General features: G+C 45.0%; 15 protein-coding genes and 1 CRISPR repeat array (1 of these 16 only partly in view). Of the genes, 9 read left to right on the forward strand and 6 right to left on the reverse strand.

The annotated features are described in order from the left end of the window. The first annotated feature begins 304 nt into the window (after nt 1-304). Nucleotides 305-814 carry a hypothetical protein gene (locus tag ACKTR5_RS08150; protein WP_407880660.1) on the forward strand — a complete coding sequence of 170 codons (510 nt, stop codon included), beginning with the start codon at nt 305-307 and terminating at the stop codon, nt 812-814. Nucleotides 815-875: 61 nt separating this feature from the next. On the opposite strand, the gene ACKTR5_RS08155 is transcribed toward ACKTR5_RS08150, so the two are convergent. Then, entirely contained in the window at nt 876-1,232 is a 357-nt protein-coding gene (locus tag ACKTR5_RS08155) for a bacteriocin immunity protein (protein ID WP_407880661.1), read from the reverse strand. 260 nt (nt 1,233-1,492) lie between these two features. Between ACKTR5_RS08155 and ACKTR5_RS08160 the strand changes: the two genes are divergently transcribed. Continuing rightward, nucleotides 1,493-1,660 (forward strand): hypothetical protein, encoded by a 168-nt coding sequence (locus ACKTR5_RS08160; protein ID WP_407880663.1) that lies wholly within the window; start codon nt 1,493-1,495, stop codon nt 1,658-1,660. Nucleotides 1,661-1,983: 323 nt separating this feature from the next. On the opposite strand, the gene ACKTR5_RS08165 is transcribed toward ACKTR5_RS08160, so the two are convergent. The 4 genes from ACKTR5_RS08165 to ACKTR5_RS08180 form a co-directional block, all read right to left on the reverse strand. After that, a complete protein-coding gene (locus tag ACKTR5_RS08165) occupies nt 1,984-2,709 on the reverse strand; it encodes a nitroreductase family protein (RefSeq protein ID WP_407880664.1) in 726 nt (241 codons plus the stop codon). A 135-nt stretch (nt 2,710-2,844) separates the two neighbouring features. After that, nucleotides 2,845-3,378, reverse strand: coding sequence for a PadR family transcriptional regulator (locus tag ACKTR5_RS08170; RefSeq protein WP_407880666.1), 534 nt, complete (start codon nt 3,376-3,378; stop codon nt 2,845-2,847). A 48-nt stretch (nt 3,379-3,426) separates the two neighbouring features. Then, on the reverse strand, nt 3,427-5,166 hold the full coding sequence (locus ACKTR5_RS08175) for a DHA2 family efflux MFS transporter permease subunit (RefSeq protein ID WP_407880668.1): 1,740 nt from the start codon (nt 5,164-5,166) through the stop codon (nt 3,427-3,429). Between the two features lie 171 nt (nt 5,167-5,337). Then, nucleotides 5,338-6,228, reverse strand: a complete 891-nt coding sequence (locus ACKTR5_RS08180; RefSeq protein ID WP_407880670.1) for a MerR family transcriptional regulator — start codon at nt 6,226-6,228, stop codon at nt 5,338-5,340. Between the two features lie 83 nt (nt 6,229-6,311). Here ACKTR5_RS08180 and ACKTR5_RS08185 point away from each other — a divergent pair, with 83 nt between their 5' ends. Then, the gene (locus tag ACKTR5_RS08185) at nt 6,312-6,905 is read left to right on the forward strand and encodes an NAD(P)H-dependent oxidoreductase (protein ID WP_407880671.1); all 594 of its coding nucleotides are present in this window, start codon (nt 6,312-6,314) and stop codon (nt 6,903-6,905) included. Between the two features lie 109 nt (nt 6,906-7,014). Here the strand turns inward: ACKTR5_RS08185 and ACKTR5_RS08190 are convergent, their stop codons facing one another. After that, entirely contained in the window at nt 7,015-7,482 is a 468-nt protein-coding gene (locus tag ACKTR5_RS08190) for a hypothetical protein (protein WP_407880673.1), read from the reverse strand. Between the two features lie 951 nt (nt 7,483-8,433). Between ACKTR5_RS08190 and ACKTR5_RS08195 the strand changes: the two genes are divergently transcribed. From ACKTR5_RS08195 to csn2, 6 genes are all read left to right on the forward strand, one after another. Continuing rightward, nucleotides 8,434-9,549 (forward strand): exonuclease SbcCD subunit D, encoded by a 1,116-nt coding sequence (locus ACKTR5_RS08195; protein WP_407880675.1) that lies wholly within the window; start codon nt 8,434-8,436, stop codon nt 9,547-9,549. A gap of 3 nt (nt 9,550-9,552) precedes the next feature. Further along, complete coding sequence (locus ACKTR5_RS08200; RefSeq protein ID WP_407880676.1) at nt 9,553-12,675, forward strand: AAA family ATPase; 3,123 nt, start codon at nt 9,553-9,555, stop codon at nt 12,673-12,675. A gap of 173 nt (nt 12,676-12,848) precedes the next feature. Further along, nucleotides 12,849-16,907, forward strand: coding sequence for a type II CRISPR RNA-guided endonuclease Cas9 (cas9, locus tag ACKTR5_RS08205; RefSeq protein ID WP_407880678.1), 4,059 nt, complete (start codon nt 12,849-12,851; stop codon nt 16,905-16,907). A 209-nt stretch (nt 16,908-17,116) separates the two neighbouring features. Continuing rightward, nucleotides 17,117-18,022: a type II CRISPR-associated endonuclease Cas1 gene (cas1, locus tag ACKTR5_RS08210; RefSeq protein WP_407880679.1), complete on the forward strand. Its 906-nt coding sequence runs from the start codon at nt 17,117-17,119 to the stop codon at nt 18,020-18,022. Continuing rightward, a complete protein-coding gene (gene cas2, locus ACKTR5_RS08215) occupies nt 18,000-18,305 on the forward strand; it encodes a CRISPR-associated endonuclease Cas2 (RefSeq protein WP_407880681.1) in 306 nt (101 codons plus the stop codon). Before cas1 ends, cas2 begins: the two co-directional genes overlap by 23 nt. Beyond that, complete coding sequence (gene csn2, locus ACKTR5_RS08220) at nt 18,302-18,967, forward strand: type II-A CRISPR-associated protein Csn2 (protein WP_407880683.1); 666 nt, start codon at nt 18,302-18,304, stop codon at nt 18,965-18,967. The genes cas2 and csn2 overlap by 4 nt, the downstream gene beginning before the upstream one ends. Before the next feature lie 32 nt (nt 18,968-18,999). Further along, nucleotides 19,000-19,326: a CRISPR direct-repeat array (repeat unit 35 nt; unit sequence GTTTTAGATCTATGTCAGATCAATAGGATCAAGAA) (it continues 236 nt past the right edge of the window).

A 19,326-nucleotide genomic window follows, 5' to 3' on the forward strand; every position in this document is an offset into this window, starting at 1 on the left:
TCCGGCAATGTGATATCTGTTTCGAACAGCAAGTTTTGAATCCATTCCTGTTAGATACGCTTCAACAGCAATGATTTTAGTTTCAATAGAAATTTTAGTCATAAGAAAACCCCGAAAGTTTGTTTCAACTTTCGGGGTAAAGGTCAGAAGCCACGGTTGCGTCCCCTTTTTTATGGAAAAGGCGTCACAGGATTCATAAAGGCAGGTTAAGAAATCCTAAAAGAATGAAATAAATGTGTAATTTTTGTAATATAGATGTAATATAAAGGTATAGAAAGCGAGTCAGACGTTTGGAGGGATTACCATGAAAAAGCAATTATTAAAAATGACAATCATGGGTGTGTTAGCAGTTGGGGCGATGGGTGTGTCCGCAATGCCGGTCGTTGCTTCCGGAGCAATTCCAGTAATGACCACACACGTTGTTTCAAAATCACAAGCAGTTAAAACAACGACAGAGCAGACGACGTTAACGACGGCACAAAAGCAGGCACTCATCTTAATGAATGCTGGTAGCGCTGCTCAACAATTGACGGGTTATTCCTCCTTAAACGTTGTGACGCAACAGTCACCGTGGGCGGTTAGTGTTCCCGGTGATGATAACCAAGAATATGTCTTTAACACACCGGGTGGGCTGAGTGCACTTGGGTACACGATTACCGGTGACACCGTTAACCTATATCATTTCCCATCCGCAGCGGACGCAGGCTGGGTCAACACACCGATTGCTTCATTTAGTTTAAAGGCAGCAACAACGACTGTTCAAAATGACGCCAATGCTTGGCAAACGATGCAGACGCTAGCAGAAAAATTCTAAAGGACTTGTTGGCGTAATCAAAATCGCTTAACGTTTTGACTTCAAAACGTTAAGCGATTTTTTAGTGGCGATGTGGTACAGGTTCAGTGATTGAATAAAATTGACTTTTATCAGAGAAGTCAGCCATGTAGGAACCGTTCAAACCGGCACGGTGCCCCATGACCCCCAGATTGATGATGAGTGTCTCTTGATCCGTTGGAAAATGAATGCGACCTGCGAGTGAAACACTGCGGATGTAATTGACCAAATGATTTAATAACGCTTCCGGATTTTTATTGGTTGGTAACGTTTTGTAGACTTGTAACAAAACATCTGTAATATCCTGCATTTCAGCAGACTGATCTTTACGTGAATAAAGTAAGTTGTAAAGGTCATCAATTGTCTGTTGTGCTTCAGCGATAATTGTTTTTGAATCCATTAATTTCTCCCCCGAGATAATGTGTTAGGCACAAGCTCATTTTACAGGTTCAGATCAGGAACATGCAAACCTATTTGTTTCATGTGAAACAAGATCGTTGGCTGACAAACACTGACCTCTTTTTGAGTGGGGTGTGTTAAACAGATAAGTGATAACAGTTTATCTAAAAGAATAATATTTAACTAGTTAACCTATTTGGCGTAAACGAGTACCGCAAACTGAGAACATAAATGAGTCGATTGAATCATTAGGATGGAAGCGTGATTTTTACCCGGCAAATTGAAGCCATGATTTTGCCGTTGAGTGTGGTTGGTGAAAATGAATGCGAGGACAGCTCGTTGATCAGGATAGAAAATTACGCATTTAAAGTGAATGATTGTTTAGGAAGGCTCGACGAAAAAGAAAGTGGTTCGGGAGATTGGTCCTAGCCGATGGTTGATGAAGCCAAAAATGCAATCTACTAAACAAGGACGAAAATCGCGCCTGAATCCTTTTTGGTGGTCGCAAGATCATTCGAAAATTCAGCAACAAAAAACGCTTCAATCGTTTGTGCCACAACGGATTGACTTTGCTGTAGAAAAACAAGAACGTTTCTTAGCCGATGCCGGATTTCGGCCGGTGTGAAGACCAATATTCAGTCTTCCGATTGGAGTCAGACCATGTTAACGCAAGCAATTCTATTTCCCGGGGAATAAAAAGACCGTTAAATTATGTTCCGGCGAAAGACACATCATTTAACGGCTATTTTTGTTTATGACTGTGGTAGTGAAAAGCCCTGAGCTTTCAAAATGGTGCCAATTTCATCTCGGTGCTTTTGGTCAGCGCTCAGATGATGTTGGACAAGACTGGTGAAAGTCTCTATCCGTGCGTTTGCACCGCGTTGTTTATAGTAATCCGTAATGGCACGATCGTACTGGGCCAGCACGGCTGGGTCAAACGTTGGATACGTGTTTTCGCCGACAACAAGTTCTTTAGGTAACCGGGGCTTTTGATCAGGATCGCTATCAGGAACCCCCACCATTAACCCAATCAGCGGAAATGTATGCTTAGGAAGGTGGAGTAAATCAATTAGCTGTTGAGGATCATTTAGAATACTCCCCAAAACAACGCCACCAAGACCATTTTGCTCAGCGTCGGTGAGAACGTTTTGAACGGCGAGGGTTGCATCAAATGCACCGGCCAAAAAGGCATTCCAATTGGTAAAGTTATGCCCGTCTTGATCTGTTGTTAAACGGAGATCCCGGTTTGTATCAACGACGAAAATGAAGAGCTCACCGTTGGGCTGGAACAATACTTGGCTCCCGCTAATGGTGGCAATGCGTGCACGAAGCTGTGGGTCTGTAATGCGAATGAGTGTAAACTCCTGAAGAAATTCACTGGAAGAGGTGGCTTGGGCCACAGCTTCCAACCGTTGATAATTGACGGCGACTGGTTTAAACCGGCGAAGGCTGCGGTGGTTTAATGCAGATGGTTCCATGAGAAGGCCTCCATAACAGGTGTAATGCGAGTAGTTTAGCACCACAACGTGGACTAAACAATATCAAAACGGAGAACGCCAGAAAGCCCCGCCATGTTGACTTAGCGCAACATGGCGGGGCTTTTAGTGAGAGCGTTATTTTCCGTCAGGATGATCGACCAGCCACTGGGTGAAAAAATCGATCTTCATTTGGCTTGCCTGGATGCCATAGGCGAAAGCCAGTTTTTGACCAGCGGACATAATGCGGTCATGGTCTGGTAAGTAAGCATCAAGGCGTTCTTGAAGCATCTTCATTTCCGCTGTTTCTTGGCGGATCTTTTCCTTAACGAGGTCAGAGATCTGTTTTGGATCAACAAATTCACCAAACATTAAGCGGGCCAAAAAATCTGATTTGATGCTCTCTGGTTCCACGGGTGCCGCCAAGTAATTTGCGAATTCCTGCTCACCAGCGGGGGTGATGGAAAAGACGTTTTTGTCGGGTTTGCCTTCTTGTGGAACCACCTTCTTGGTCACTAAGCCATCCGCTTCCAGTTTGCGAAGGGCAGGATAGACCATCCCGGCAGAACTGTCGAAAAAGAAGGTGAAGCTTGTTTGAAACATCTGGGTAATGTCATAACCAGTCTGGGGACCGGATTTTAAAATGCCAAGAACAATGTGGCGACTTTTCATGGTTGGCAACTCCTTTGGTGAATTAAGTCTAGCTTAGCATAAACAACGCTAGTCTGCTTTGACGTCATGGTGAATCAACGCCTGATAATCATGGCGCCGGTAGAAGATGAACCCAACGAAGATGAAACTAATCGTGATGGGAAAGGCAGAACGGTAAAGGCTAAGAAAGGCCTGACTGATGAGCGTATGTGTATGGGTTGAAATGTGGTTGCTGGTCTGTTTGATGATGTGATTATTATTGGCAACCGTGGTCGTTACTTTTTGGGTAACGGCAGTTTTAATTTTGGGGCGAATGATGGTCTGCTGGGCAGCGGGCAGTTGATCAACATTTGCCTTGGCAATTGCAGCTGTCGTTTGTTGCCGAATAATGAGCGCTGCTTGTTGTTTTGAAATCCCACTTTCCTGATGATGGGTGGTTGAGGCACCGGTTCCAGTAAAGTGTTGGTGTGTTGCAGACAGCATTTTAGTTTTAACGTTTTGCGGTAACGTTGTTTGATTGATTTGATTTTGGGCTTGGTGCCAAGCAGTTGTTTTAGCGGTACTGATGTTACTTGTTAACAATGAAACGAAAATGGCAACGGCCAGTACGTTTCCGATTTGGCGCAAAACACCCATAACGGATTGTGAAGCAGTCAATTTTTCACCCTCGAAATCAGAGGCGGCCAGGACAGTAATCGGACCGATGACAACACCATAGCCAATGCCCAACAACATTAATCCAAGTAAGGTCTGCCAATAATGAGCCGGATTCATGTAACCAAGAACAGCATAACCGGCTGCCATGGCGATAAAACCACTGGTGATAATAAGGCGTGGACCAAAATGCTCAATAAGGTTTCCAGCAATGGGTGAGGTCAAAAAAATCATGAAGGACGCAGGGGTGACCAATAGTGCCGCAACAAGCTCTGTCTTATTTTGAACCTGGGTGAAGAAGGTGGGCATGATGACCATAACGGCGACCAATAACAACCCAGCAAGAATCACGGTCAGGGCAGCGCCAGAAAATTGACGATCGGCAAAAAGATCCAGCCGCACCATGGGTGACTCAACCCGCGATTCCAAGAGAATGAAACCGACGAAAGCGACGATTGTGAGAACGGCCAGACTGATGATTCGTGAACTGGTCCACCCCCAATCAGTTCCTTGCGTTAAGGCCAATGTTAGTGAAAACAGTGTCACCATGAGAAGAATCATGCCACCAAAATCAATTTTGGCGTTAATCTTTGTTTCGTTGCGAATGGGTAGTTGAAGGACGACACCGACAAAAGCAATCAAAAGAAGCGGTAAATTAATGTAGAAAACCCACCGCCACCCCAGAAATTGGGTGACAACGCCACCAATCGTTGGCCCTAATGTTGAAGCTAATCCTTGGGTTAAACCGATGGTAAGTAAGGCAGTTTTCCGTTTTGCCTGGGTGGTGGAAGCGATGGCGATGGTCATGCTGGTTGGGAAAATAATGGCAGCACCAATACTTTGAATGCCCCGGCCAATGATTAAGGTGGCCGGAATGCCTGCATTTCCTGAAACAAATGAGCCGATGGCAAAGGTGAGAAGACCAATGAGGTACACTTTGTTTCGACCAAAAATATCTGCCAACCGTGCTAACGGAATGGTTAAAACCGCAAATGTAATGGTGTAAATGTTGAGGGCCCACGAGAGCCGATCGAGGGAAACGTTCATGTTACTTTGGATGGCAGGCAGCGCAATGTTCATGACCGTGGTATCGAGCATACACAAAAAGGTGCCAATGCACATTGTGAGAATAAGGAGCATTTGTTTGTTTTTCATGGTAATCACAGCTTTCATATTAACAATTATAGTATAAAATCTATGGTTCATACTATAATCATCAATACTATAATTGTCAATATAAAATTTGATTTAAAAAAAGCGCTTTTACCAGATGCGGAGTTGTTGGTGAGCATCTGGTAAAGCCGCTTAGGATGAAATGATGATGTTTCACATGAAACATTTGAATGATAAACGTGGCCGTTCATTCATGGTGATTAAATGAATTCCTTTTGACGGCGTTATTTGTGACGGAGCAAGTTGATACTCAAGCCGAACTTTTGCGGTTGTGGCCTCCGCAAGTCGAATATCTTCATTCATGTTAATTTGCCAAAGCTTGTCATTTACAGTTAACTGATGAGCGACTAAGTAGTGTCGAAGCAAATCAATGCCGTGATTAATGGCAGTGTCAGTTGTCTTTGTTTCAATGGCTAAAAAGTCACCAGCAGGTCGGGTTATGGTTTCGACAAAATCATCGTTAATGACGCTTGTTGCCTCTTTAAGTAACTGAAAGGGGCCATTTTTTGACGGATGCGGGTCAAGGGGCGGAACCGTTAATAAAAAACCTGAGCATTTGCCGTTAATGAGGACTAAGGGTTCTAGGTGCTGATAAAACGTTGTAAAAGCTTCAGCGATTTGTTGAGGTGAACATTCTTTGAGGATCGGTGAAAACCAAAACAGTTGTGCGACACGGTGGGTAATGTATGGGTGGTCGTGGAGCACCGGATCGCTGGCAACAATGCTCTGATGTCTGGTGGTCAGTGATTGTTTGATCTGTAAGAGATCATGAATCTGGTCATCAATCCGAGATTGTAACTTATCCAGGAGCTCGTTTGGTGATGTTTTGTTTGTTGATGGGCTAACCTGTTTGATTTCACTGAGCGAAAGGCCAAGGCGGCGGAGGGTCAAAATGAATGAGAGTTTATAAAGCTGATCATAATTGTAGAAGCGGTAGCCCTCTTCATTCGTCAGCGCTGGTTTAAAAATATCCTGTTGATCATAAAGAATTAATGTCCGACGGGTGGTTTGTGCAAGCTTCGCAAATTCGGTGATTTTAAGCATAATTTCTCCCAAAAATTGATGGTTGACTGTAACCCAACGTTACAGTTTATGGTGAATAACATCAAGTGAGGGAGGATTTTGAAATGAATCAAAGCGAACAAGTAACGATTATTTATGCGCACCCGTGGGACGGAAGTTTTAATCAAGCAGAATTGACGACCGTAAAAAAGCGCCTCGATGAACGGAAACAACCCTACACGGTAATCAATTTAAATGCGGATGGTTTTAACCCGGTGATGACACAAAGCGATTTGTCCGTTTATGGGCGTGGCGACTACAAGGATCCACAGGTTGCTAAGTATATTGAGATCATTAAAAAGACGGATAAAATCATTTTGCTGTTTCCGTTATGGTGGGCGGGTATGCCGGCCATTTTGAAGGGCTTTTTTGACAAAGTCTTTTTAATGAACCGGATTGTAAACTTTGTCGATCGAAAAGCAGTCAGTCATACAAATGTAACCGGCGCGCTTGTGTTGACCACATCTCAACTGTCAAACGAAGAAATGGCCGTTGGGTTTGATGGTGCCATTGAACGGGTTGTCAATTATCCGTTGGCCTCAGTGGGTGCAAAGCAAATTACGTGGCATAACCAGGGCGATATTCTTATGAAAGATCGGCCTGCCTTAGCAGCTTATCTGGAGAAAATTCCGGGGTTTGTGGACGACTTGTTAAATTAGAAAACAATGAGGATTCGTCCTGATACCCAGGGTTGTATCTAGCAAAAAAGCTCATCCAGATTGGATGAGCTTTTTTTGCGTGAAAATTGGTTCTTAGATAACGGCGGCCTTAATTTGCCGTTTTGGAAAGCCATTCAACAATGTCACGCGCGGAAAAGGCATCGTAAACGAGTGTTTGGTTGTTAAAGACGATTTCAACGAGGGGCAGGTTCTCATCAAACTTAGTGGCCACGGTTTGTGTGAACCACGTGGTCACGTGAACTGGGTCGGCATTAGGCAACGTCAAATGATGAGAAAGAAGGTCAGCTGGCTTTTGCCACACGGTCACTGCGGCGTGCGTCTTGGACTCAAAGCTAGGATCACTGATCAATTCTTCAATTAAAGCTAACGCGGATAATTGTTTATTAATTTGGCGCCGATCAGCAACCAAACTTGCTAATTCATCAAGATCACTATCCGTGGCGTAATTTCTAAGAAATGTTTTGGCGGTGTTTCGGTAAGAAAGATAACGGCGCCGATCTTTGTGGGTGTCATTATATTTCTTTTGGGCGAGTTTTTGAGCATCACTTAGTGGCATAAAAAAGGTCCTTTATTTTGATTAATGTGCGTTACGGTCAAATAGGAATCGTGACAAGAATATTCGGAGATAGCGAAAATGAAACAAGTGAAACGGAGAAAATGGCCGTTTGAAAATAAATTTAAAGTGACGATGATTAACAGGGTCAGTAGTTAATCTGGTAGAGTTAAAGAAGATTAATAAACGGAATTAAAAAAGCGTCTAAAAATTTTGAACGGGCATTTTTGGCTCTAAAAATTTTAGGGATTCACAATAATTTTAGCACGGATTTTTCGTTTCGAACGGGTTCGATTTTGATTCCACCGAACAAATTTGGCTGATGATCGCAACCTCATTTTTGGATGAAAAAACGCCGCTTTCCGCCTAGTACATATGCTAGTGCATGTACTAGGCGGAAATGCGATTATTAAAACGCTAAAACGTTGATACCAAAGGATTTATGAGGTCTTTTTGCGCGCTTCGATGATGAGCGCAAATGACGGTAAATGATGATTGATTAGACGATATTTTCAATAGTGCATGTACGATGTTTGGCTGATCAAAACTAGGGCTGGCGTCACTTTAATGGCGGAATAAAGTCGTGAACAATTACCAACCATAGCACCGATTGACTACGATTTAAACGGCAACAACCGAGTGTGGCCGAGTGGATGATCAATCTGGGCACAAAAGTGATTGGGTGCGAAAAACACTGATGATGACGGAACCGCCACCACGGTGTGTGGCTCACGGCAATTAACCTAAAAAGTGGCAATCAAACGCTAAAAAGGAACATTCGTGGTCAATGAGCCGTGAATGTTCCTTTTTTGATGCAGTTGTTCCGTATGATAATCCGCTAAATGTGGACATGAATCGTCAGTTTAGTGATGTTACTTTTGATCGTCCTTGCGGTGGCGAAACGGTGTAAACTAAGACTACTTGAAACAACACGAAGCGAGTAAAGGGGATAGCATGAAGTTTTTACACACGGCTGATTGGCACATTGGTAAGAAGCTCCACGGATTCGACCTCCACGATGAACAGGCAGACGCGTACCGGCAAATTTTAGCCATTGCGTTGCGCGAACAGGTCGATGCGGTGGTGATTGCGGGTGACTTATATGACCGGGCGTTGCCAAGTGAAGATAACGTTTCGCAGTTGAACCACATGCTCATTGATTTGAATTTGACCAACAAGTTGCCGTTACTGGCAATCAGTGGGAACCATGATAGTGCAACCCGGCTCCACGTGGGGAGCGAATGGTACGCCCAAACGAACTATTTTTTAAACACTGAGCTTAGTGGTGCGTTTGAACCGGTCGATTTGGGCGACACGCAGTTCTTTTTACTGCCATACTTCGAACCGTGGCAGGTGCGCAATGTGTTTGAAGACGATTCGATCCGAACCGTGGAACAGGCCATGAAGTTAGTGGTGGCAAAACAGCAAGAACACTTTGATCCGGCCAAAAAGCACGTGTTAGTGGCCCATTTCTTTGCGGCAGGAAGTAGTACGACGGATTCAGAAACGAAGGTGGTGGTTGGGGGCCTAAACGCTGTGCCACTGGACCTACTCGAACCGTTTGATTATGTGGCGCTCGGCCATTTGCACAACCACCACGCCCTGAACCAGCCCAGGATGCGTTACAGTGGGTCGCCGGTGAAGTTTTCCTTATCAGAAGCTGGCGAAACGAAGGGTGTTTGGGTGGTGGACACGACGGCGATGACGGAAACGTATGAAGCACTGACACCCGTGCGTGATGTCGTTACACTGACGGATTCCTTCGAACATTTAACGGAACCAGATTACTATCAAACGTTGGATCGCGATGCGTATTACGGGCTGACGTTAACGGATAAGGCCATCATTCCCGATGTGATGAACCAGTTACGCCAGGTCTATCCACGGATCGTTAGTTTGGAACGGCAATTTGGTCGCGAGGCGTTGCCAACGGTGGCGACGGTCGACACTTCCGCCGCCCCGCTGACTCTTTTCGGGGACTTTTTTGAGTACGTCAACGAAGAGACGATGAACGAGCAACAAACACAGTGGGCCAAGGACAGCCTGCAGAAAGCGGAACACGAGGAATAAGCCATGCGACCACTTAGAATTCGACTCGTTAATTTCGGCCCGTACCGGGATCAAACCATTGATTTTGAAGCGTTTAATGAAGCACCGTTATTTTTGATCAGCGGGAAAACGGGTGCCGGAAAAACCACCATTTTTGACGCGATGTGTTTTGCACTGTTTGGGCGGTCTTCTGGTGGTGACCGTGACCCTGCACAGATGCGCTCTGACTTTGCGACACCGACGGAAGAAACGGCGGTGACGTTTATTTTTGAGCACCAAGGGGAGCAGTACGTCATTGTCCGAAAGCCGGCCCAAGTGCTTGCGAAAAAACGTGGGACCGGAACGACGACGCAAAACGCCAGTGTTGAACTGACGGTGACTGATCGCAACGGGCAGGAAAAGGCGTGGACCAAGGTGGGCCCCGTCAGAGATAAATTAACGGATCTGCTTCACCTAACACCGGAGCAGTTTACCCAGATCGTTTTACTTCCTCAAGGGCAGTTTCGCCACTTTTTAGAGGCCAATAGTAATGAAAAGCAGAAGCTATTGGCTGACCTGTTTAGCACGGATCTATACGCACGCTGGGCCGCTGAACTTGCGGATCAATTGAAAGCCATGAAGCAAACCGTTCAGGGGCAGACGTCGCAATTGGCAGCCTACGCAAAAATGATCCAGTGGCAAGCGGATGAGCATCCTGACGAAACGGCGCCACTGGCAGATGTGCTTCAAGCATTGACGACCCAAAACGAACAGATGACGGCGGAACTGACGGAACGCCAACACCACCACGATGACGAAACGACGAAATTGACTAAGCTGGAAAACCAGGTGAAGGCGGCTGAGACGTTATTAGCGGTGTTTAAACAACGTGATGACGCATTAGCTGCTAAAGCCGAATTAACGGCTCAGGCGCCCAAAATGGCGGCACTAGCGGCGCAGATAACGGAACTAGGCTGGGCCAGTGAAGTGCAGCCGCTACTGGTAGCGAAGGAAGCGACTGCTGACCAGTTAACCAAAACTTCGGCGACCCTTGCAGAGACAACAGCGGCTTCAAAAACGGCGACCGTAACCCTTGAAGCGGCAACAACCGCCCTAACGGCACACGTTGCAAAAGCGCCTGAAGAACAGCAGCGCCAGCAAGAATTAACCACGTTGACCCAGCAACGACCGTTGTTTAAACAGGTCGCGACGCTGACTGAAACGGTGACTGAGCAACGCAAACGCGTCGCAAAAGATGAGGCCGCGGTCGCTGCACTAAAACAGGCGCAGGTGGCAACGACCACAACGATTCAGACGGCAACAGCGCAGGTGGAGAAACTTGGCGATCTGGAAGCGGCCCAACTTGCGTTACGAGATCATGCACATGCACTGACAACCATTCAAAAACAGCGAACGGATCTACAGCAGTTACAGGAAACGGTGACGCAGACTACAAACCGAATTGCTGAAGTTAAGGCAACGTTAGCCACGGCAACAGCGGAACAGGCGCAGGCAATCGCTGCGTATGAAACGGTGGATCGCGAGTGGACCGTTGCCCAGATTCAACGACTCAGCGCAAAGCTAGTGCCCGGTGAACCGTGTCCGGTGTGTGGCGCGGTGGATCATCCGCAGGTGGCGCTGGTAGCGACAGCTACGGTGGTCGAAGAAGACGTGAAGGCCGCGGATGCCCGGCGCCAACAGGCTAGTACGACGGTTGAGCGATTGACGGGACAGCTACGGACACTGACGGATGAACTGGCGGGTCACGTAACGGCGTGTGAAACGGCGCAGACGGCGTGGCTAGCGGCTGTTTCGACCGTCACTGATGAGGCGTTGGTTGAGTTGGCAACTGCGGATGAGGCGGTCGCTGAGCAGGTGAACCAGCAAGCGGCCAACGAAGCGGCCCTAGCTGATCAACTTGAGCAGCGAACGCAATTAACGCAGACACTGAGCACAGCAACGGTCACCCAAACAGATCAGACAGCGCAACAAAAAAAGTTGGTCGAGACACTTCATGCAGATCAGACAACGCTCGCAACGGTAAGCGCCCAGTTAACAGAACGGCAACACGGCTTACCAACTGAGTACGTTGACTTAGCGGCGCTGGACGCGCACCTTGAGGCCGTCCAGAATGCCAGTGCCACGTTTAAAGCAACGGAAGCACAGCTTCGTGATCAGCAAGCAACGGCCCGCGATGCCCACACCCGGTTAGCCACACAGGTTCAAAACCTGACGACGGAGCGTGACCAGCAAACGGTGGCCCGTGATGACGCAGAACGCGTGTTAAACGACGCCTTGACGGCGCATGACGCAACGTTGCCACAATTACAAACACTGCTTACGATGCTGCCACAGTTAGCGGGGCTCCGTGAGCAACAACAGCAATACGCTGAGCAGGTGGCCAAGGTGACCGGGCAATTAGAAACACTTGAAGCACAAATTGGTTCGCAAAAACGGCCCAATGTGGCTGAATTGGTGGCGGCTCGTGACGCCCAGCAAGCAGTCCAACAGACGGTTCAGGCGGCCTTTTATGAATATCGCCAGTTGGTCAACGGCAATGTTGAGCTGGCTGATAAGTTGACGACCGGAATGGGTGAAACCAAGGCCGCACAAACAACGCTGGCACAACTAACGGAGTTGTCTGATACCGCTAATGGTAAGAATCACCTTAACCTTAGTTTGGAACGGTACATTCTCCAGACCTATCTGCAAAAGGTGCTGGAAGTCGCAAACGTGCGGTTAGCGGCGCTGACCAGCAACCGCTATCAGTTCCAACTAGATACGGCCGTTGGCTCACGGACAACGGATACCGGGTTGGAAATCAATGTCTTTGACGATCAGGCCGGTAAATCACGGAGCGTTCACACGCTGTCTGGTGGTGAAAGTTTCATCGCGGCGCTGTCCCTGGCGTTGGCCCTTGGTGAGGTCATTCAAAACGAGGCTGGTGGGATTTCTATCGAAGCCTTGTTCGTGGATGAAGGCTTTGGTTCTCTTGATGAAGAAGCGCTTCAGATGGCGATGGAGGCGTTACAAAGCATTGAGGGTCGCAACCGGATGATCGGCATCATCAGTCACGTGACCGAGATGCAGGAGCAGATTCCGGACCAACTACGGGTGGTTTCGCAAGTAAACGGGCAAACGAATGTAAGCTATCAACACGAATTGTAATGCGAATTTTTCAATCAAAGACGTCCGCGCTCCTTGTATGGAGTGCGGACGTTTTTAGTATCGTTACATGATAAATTGAACTGGCTCATTACCTGAAATTGATTGTATTGGTTGAACTTTGTTATAAAATGAACTTAGCATTTGATAAGGAATTAATTCTAGGAGGGCTCATGATGATGCAACAACGATACGGAATCGGTTTAGATATTGGGACGAATTCAGTGGGGTTTGCTGTCACGGATGAGGACGGACACGTTACGCGGGTGAAGGGGAAAACAGCCATTGGTGCGCATTTGTTTGAAACAGGAGTCTCTGCCGCAGATCGCCGCGGTTTTCGGACGACACGGCGGCGGTTAGGTCGGCGCCGCTGGCGGCTAAGGTTACTACGGGAAATTTTTGACCCCTATATTACTGAAAAAGATCCTGAGTTCTTTTTACGGCAAAAATACTCTGGAAGTTCTGCTAAGGCCGGTGAGTTGCCAGCTGAAAAAGGACTGTTTAACGACCAATTGGATGAAGAATTTTACGCTAAATATGCAACGATGTACCATCTGCGTAACGCATTAATGACAGAACACCGGCAGTTTGATGTGCGTGAAATTTATCTGGCCATTCACCACATTGTGAAGTCACGAGGCCACTTTTTACTAGCAGGGCGGGCCGCGGATTTTAAAACTGGTGAATTAAACTTAAAGGCTCATTTTGAGGCCATTAACGACTATTTCCAAGTGAACATGCCAGAGGTCGACTTAATATTACCAACCGATGAACACGGATTGACTGAGATTAAAGCGGTTTTAATGGCAAACGAACGCAGTCAGTCAGATCGTCAAAAAGAAGTAACAACGCTAATTCTTGCCGTCGTGAACGAAGCTGGTGACCGCGAGCAAAAAGCAATTCGGAAAAAACTTGTGACAGAACTGATCAAAGCCATTGTTGGAATGAAGACGCGTTTGTGGGTGCTTCAAGACGGTGAAAAGGATGCTGGCCTCGAGATTAAGTTTGATGGGTTTGCAGAATTTTTTGATACCCTAGGTGGTAATTTACCGGACGATTTTCAAAGCTTTTTGGCAGAGCTAAATGACCTTTATGGTGTCATTGCATTGGCCGGGATTATCCCCGAAGGAAAGACGTTCTCACAGGGGATGATGGCTCTGTATAAGCAACACAGTGACGATTTGGCGCTATTGAAGAACTACTGCAAGGAACAGTCGGATGTAACTCGTGCGCGTGAAATTCGGGCTACGTACGATGTCTATATTGCCGGAAAAGATGGCAAGGCCGTTCCTCAAGATGATTTTTACAAGGCACTTAAAAAGTATGTTGATGTGGACGCTAAGGAAAGCGACGCTGCCAAAACAATTGCTGACGAAATCGCGACAGGGAAGTTTATGCCTAAGTTGCGAACCAAAGCTAACGGAGTTGTGCCACATCAAGTGCATCAATCTGAATTGGATGCAATCATTGAGAATCAACGTGCTTATTATCCGTGGTTAGCTGAGCCGAATCCGGTGGAAGACCATCGTTTGAGCTTACCGTATAAATTAGATGAATTGGTTAGTTTCCGCGTTCCGTACTATGTTGGTCCCATGGTGACTAGCTCCACCGGGAAGGAAACACCAGAAACTCAGTTTGCGTGGATGGTCAGAAAGGCAACTGGAACGATTACACCATGGAACTTCGATGATAAAGTTGATCGATCAGCTTCTGCAGAGGCCTTTATTGAACGAATGAAGACAACTGACACTTACTTGATTGGTGAAGATGTTCTCCCGGCACAAAGTTTGCTTTACCAAAAATTCGAAGTGTTGAACGAACTGAACAAAATTCGCATTAACGGTAAACCTGTGACAACAAAGCAAAAGCAGCGCTTTTTCAATGAGTTATTTAAGCATAAAAAGGGCGTTACGGTTAAGGAAATTCAAAAGAACCTTACTGCACATAATGAGCATCAAACCGAAGAGGATGTCATTACGGGATTGTCAGATCCGAAGAAGTTTACTAGCACATTAAGTAGCTACATTGACTTCAAAAATGTGTTGGGCGATGTCGTCGATGACCCAACAAAACGTGATGACATTGAACAAATCATCGCATGGTCAACACTCTTTGAGGACGCAACCATTTTTAGTGAAAAGCTGGCCGGAATTGAGTGGCTGACGGCGGAGCAACAAAAGAAGCTGAGCTGGATTCGGTATCGTGGGTGGGGGCAACTCTCAAAGAAATTACTAACTGAGCTGACTGATATAGACGGAAATAGTGTCATTGATTTGATGTGGGCGACCAATAAAAACTTCATGCAGATTCAAACCGATGAGGCCATTGCCCAAAAAATCAATGAAGCAAACGGTCTTGCCATGCAGGGACAAACAAGTGATGAATTGATCGACGGCTTCTACACGTCACCTGAAAACAAAAAGGCGCTGCGTGAGGTGATGAAGGTTGTTGCTGATATTCAGCGAGCAAAACACGGTCAGGCGCCTTCGTGGATTTACATCGAAAGTCCCCGTGAAAAAGGACGGAACACAGGCCGAACGGTCAGCCGTGGCCAACAATTAAAGAATTTGTATCAGGATGTTGCTAAAACGTTGATTGATCCAAAGATTGTTCAGGAACTGGATGAAAAAATTAAGGATAAAGCCACGTTTACGGATCGATTGGTTCTGTACTTTATGCAAAATGGACGCGACATCTATACAGGGAAGCAGCTGTCAATTGATGCACTCAGTAGCTATGATATTGAGCATATTTTGCCGCAGAATTTAATCAAGGATGATTCACTTGATAATCGGGTTTTGGTTCATTCCGAAATTAACCGTGAGAAAAACGATCGGTTTGCTTCAGAATTATTCCAGAAGTCCATGGGGAATTTGTGGCAAACTTGGCAAAAACAAGGCTTAATTTCCCAGCGGAAATTGCAGCATTTAATGATGCGACCAGGAGACATTGATAAGTACGCGACCGGGTTTATTGCCCGTCAGTTAACAGAAACCCGCCAGATTATTAAACTAACGGCTGATTTATTAAATGACGTGTATTCGACAGATCAAACCCAAATTGTGATGATTAAAGCAGGATTGAATCATGATTTTCGAACTACGTTTAATTTCCCCAAACTGCGAAACGTTAATGATTACCATCATGCTTTTGACGCATTGTTAACCGCAAAAATTGGAAGTTATTTGTTGAACCGGTATCCCAAACTAACGCCATTTTTTGTGTATGGAGAGTACACACCATACAAGGATGCAACGCAAAAGATGCGAAGTTTTAATTTCGTCAGCCAGTTAAAGAGTGATGTAGTTGATCATGAGACGGGTGAAATTTATTGGTCAAAAGAGGCCGAACTGGCCGAATTGGATCGTGTTTATAACTTTAAGACCATGCTTGTAACTCATGAAACAACGACGAATCATGGGCCAATGTTTAAGCAGACCATTTATAAGGCTAAGGACGATCAATCAAAGAAGCTCATTCCGATTAAAAAAGGGATGCCAACTGATGTTTACGGTGGGTATACAAAGCGCGAAGTTTCTTATTTGAGTGTCGTGAAATTAGCAAAAAGTACCATTGGAAAGGAGTACCGGGTTGTTGGAATCGACACATTGACTGTTGATGAACTAGAAAGGGTTCGTCGAGATCAAGGTGATACAGCTGCTGACGCCTTTTTATATGAGGCTATTTATAAAACGCTAAATGGCGAAAGCAAACGTGGCATTGCCCATGATGGTTTTAAGATTGTTATTAAAAAACTTTTACTTGGCCAGCAAATTAAGGATAATGGAACGAAATTTTCCTTTAGCAGCGCACAATATTATCACAATTTACAACAGCTATTTCTCTCGAGAGCAGATCAGCAGTTGTTGGTTGATCATAATGATGGAGATTACGATCAGCACTTAAATGAAATTTTTGATCATATTTTGACTCAGGTTGATAGGTATTTTTCACTATATGATGTTGGTAATTTCCGTAATAGTTTATTATCTTCAAGGGATAAATTCGTGGCCTTACCAGTTGGTGGAGAAGGGTTCACTAAACTGGATGCAATAAATAATATTTTGGTTGGATTACATGCAAATAAAAAGACAACTGATTTAAAGGCGTTAGGAATAAAGGTTAATCTTGGTCAATTACAGATGAAAAAAATATATCTATCCAAAGACGCGCAGTTAATTTATACATCACCAACCGGTCTTTTTACTCGAACGGTTCCATTTAGTTCTTTGTAAAATTAAAAAGGTGCCATCGAAAATAATTTCGATGACACCTTTTGTTATGTAGTGGTCCGAATAGCGAACCCACAGGTTTAAACTCGGCCGAAGCCTTGCTTGATTTTAACGCTCTATGTCAGATCAATAGGATCAAAAATTGGAATATGTCAGTTCCAACACCAGTAATATAGCACAGAATAATTGGTGACACAAGGAGGGGTCATTTCATGGGATGGCGAAGTGTAGTTGTGACACAACATTCAAAAATTTCATTATCGGCAAATTGTTTGGTGGTGCAAACGGATCAAGGGGTCGTAAGGGTGCCGATTGATGACATTGACGTTCTACTAATTAGCACCACACAGGCAGTCATTACAACGGCAGTAATTGCAGCACTGGCACAAGTGCACACAAAAATCATTTTTTCTGGTAAGGATGGTCAACCGGTTGGTGAATTTGAAAGCCTAACGACGCATCGACGAACGGCAGATTTAGTGGCACAACAGGTCAACTGGTCGCCAGATCGGGGTCAACGTTTATGGACAACGATGGTTCAGGCGAAGGTGACAAATCAGATTCAATGTTTAACGAATGCGGCAATTGATGCGACTGCGTTGGAAGATGAACTGGATCAGTTGGAACTAGGAGACGTCACGAATCGTGAAGCGGTTGCCGCACGGAAATATTTTCCGTTATTATTTGGCGATAAATTTTCGCGGCGTCAATTTGATGCAACAAATGCTGCGTTAAATTATGGTTACGCAATTATTTTGGCGCTTGTTGACCGTGAAATTGTGAATAATGGATACCTGACGTGCATTGGTGTTCACCATTATAGTGATGAAAATCCTTATAATTTGGGTTCGGATTTAATGGAACCATTTCGACCAATAGTGGACTACTGGCTGTGTCAACAGCGATTCAATGAACTAACACCAGACATTAAGTTTGGTCTTGTAGAGTTGCTTAATTTAGAAATTGATTTTAATGGTAAGACAATGCTAGTTCGGAATGCATTAACTGAACATGTCCGGAATTGTGTGAATTATTTAAGTGGCGATGACGATGGTTTGAAAATCGAGGTGAAAATTCCTAATGAGGTATCGAATAATGCGATTAATGGTCATGTTTGACTTGCCAATGGATAGTAGTGAAGAAAAACGAAACTATCGGCGGTTTCGTAAGGCCTTAATTAACGAAGGCTTTTTAATGATGCAGTATTCGGTTTATGTACGAGTGTGCGTTAACCGGAGTTCGGCACAATTAATGGAAAAAAGAATCGCAATGATTACACCATTAGCGGGTCTGGTCCAAACGCTGATTGTGACAGAAAAACAGTATCAATCAATGAATTTCTTGGTAGGGACACCAAAAGATGATGCACGAAATTCAGCGGAAAGGACGTTGATTATATGAATTTAGCATTTGAATCTTTTGAACCAATAAACGTAAAGTCTGGGCGCGTTACGGTGCTTGATGTGGCCAGTCCCCAGCATTATTTGGAATTGATAACCGGGTTCAAAGACGATACGGATCAGCTTCACGTCAGCGCGGATGACTGGGAATTAGCACAAACAAGTAAGCTTAGTTATTGGCTTGGAGATCCAATGTTGGAACTTGATCTCAATAAAGTTTTTATGAAAAAGGTTTTGGCACGTTTAAGCGTCCTAGCAACTGATGAGTGGAGTCAGCTTGCCGACGAAGTGCGAATCGTTAAAACCCATGTCTTAGAGACTAGTTATTTGCTTGATTTGCCATTAGAAGTATCATCGTCCCTTTCCCTAGAGGCTGTCATTAAAAGTGCCGGTCTTACAATTCCTGAACATTTGAATCAAGATCCGTATGTTAAAATGGAGACGTTGATCAAGATCATTACTGAAATTAATGAACAGCGGATGCTCGTTTTAACGAACGTGAGTCACTACCTCAATGTCACCCAGTTTTGTCAGCTGGCGGAGGTGGTTGCTGACGCTCAGGTTCCATTGCTTCTCATAGAATTCTCAGACTGCAATCGACGCACAATATTTGAAAAGTGTGATTATATCTACATCGACAAGGACTTTGTTGATTGGCGGTAAAATCATTATGATAATTTTGTGATAAAAGAACGGTTTTAGATCTATGTCAGATCAATAGGATCAAGAACTTCGGCTATTGCTTTCTCGGATTGACTACAGTTTTAGATCTATGTCAGATCAATAGGATCAAGAACTTAATACAGCGTTAATCCCACCGGATGATTGTTTTAGATCTATGTCAGATCAATAGGATCAAGAACTACCTTTTTTTATTTACTCTAACCTTTCATGTTTTAGATCTATGTCAGATCAATAGGATCAAGAACCGGCAACGTGTTCGACAAGTCTCAATCTTTGTTTTAGATCTATGTCAGATCAATAGGATCAAGAACTGTTCAAGCCTGGGCTGAACTTAATCT

It is taken from the genome of Furfurilactobacillus entadae, assembly GCF_045862745.1.
Taxonomy (GTDB): domain Bacteria; phylum Bacillota; class Bacilli; order Lactobacillales; family Lactobacillaceae; genus Furfurilactobacillus; species Furfurilactobacillus entadae.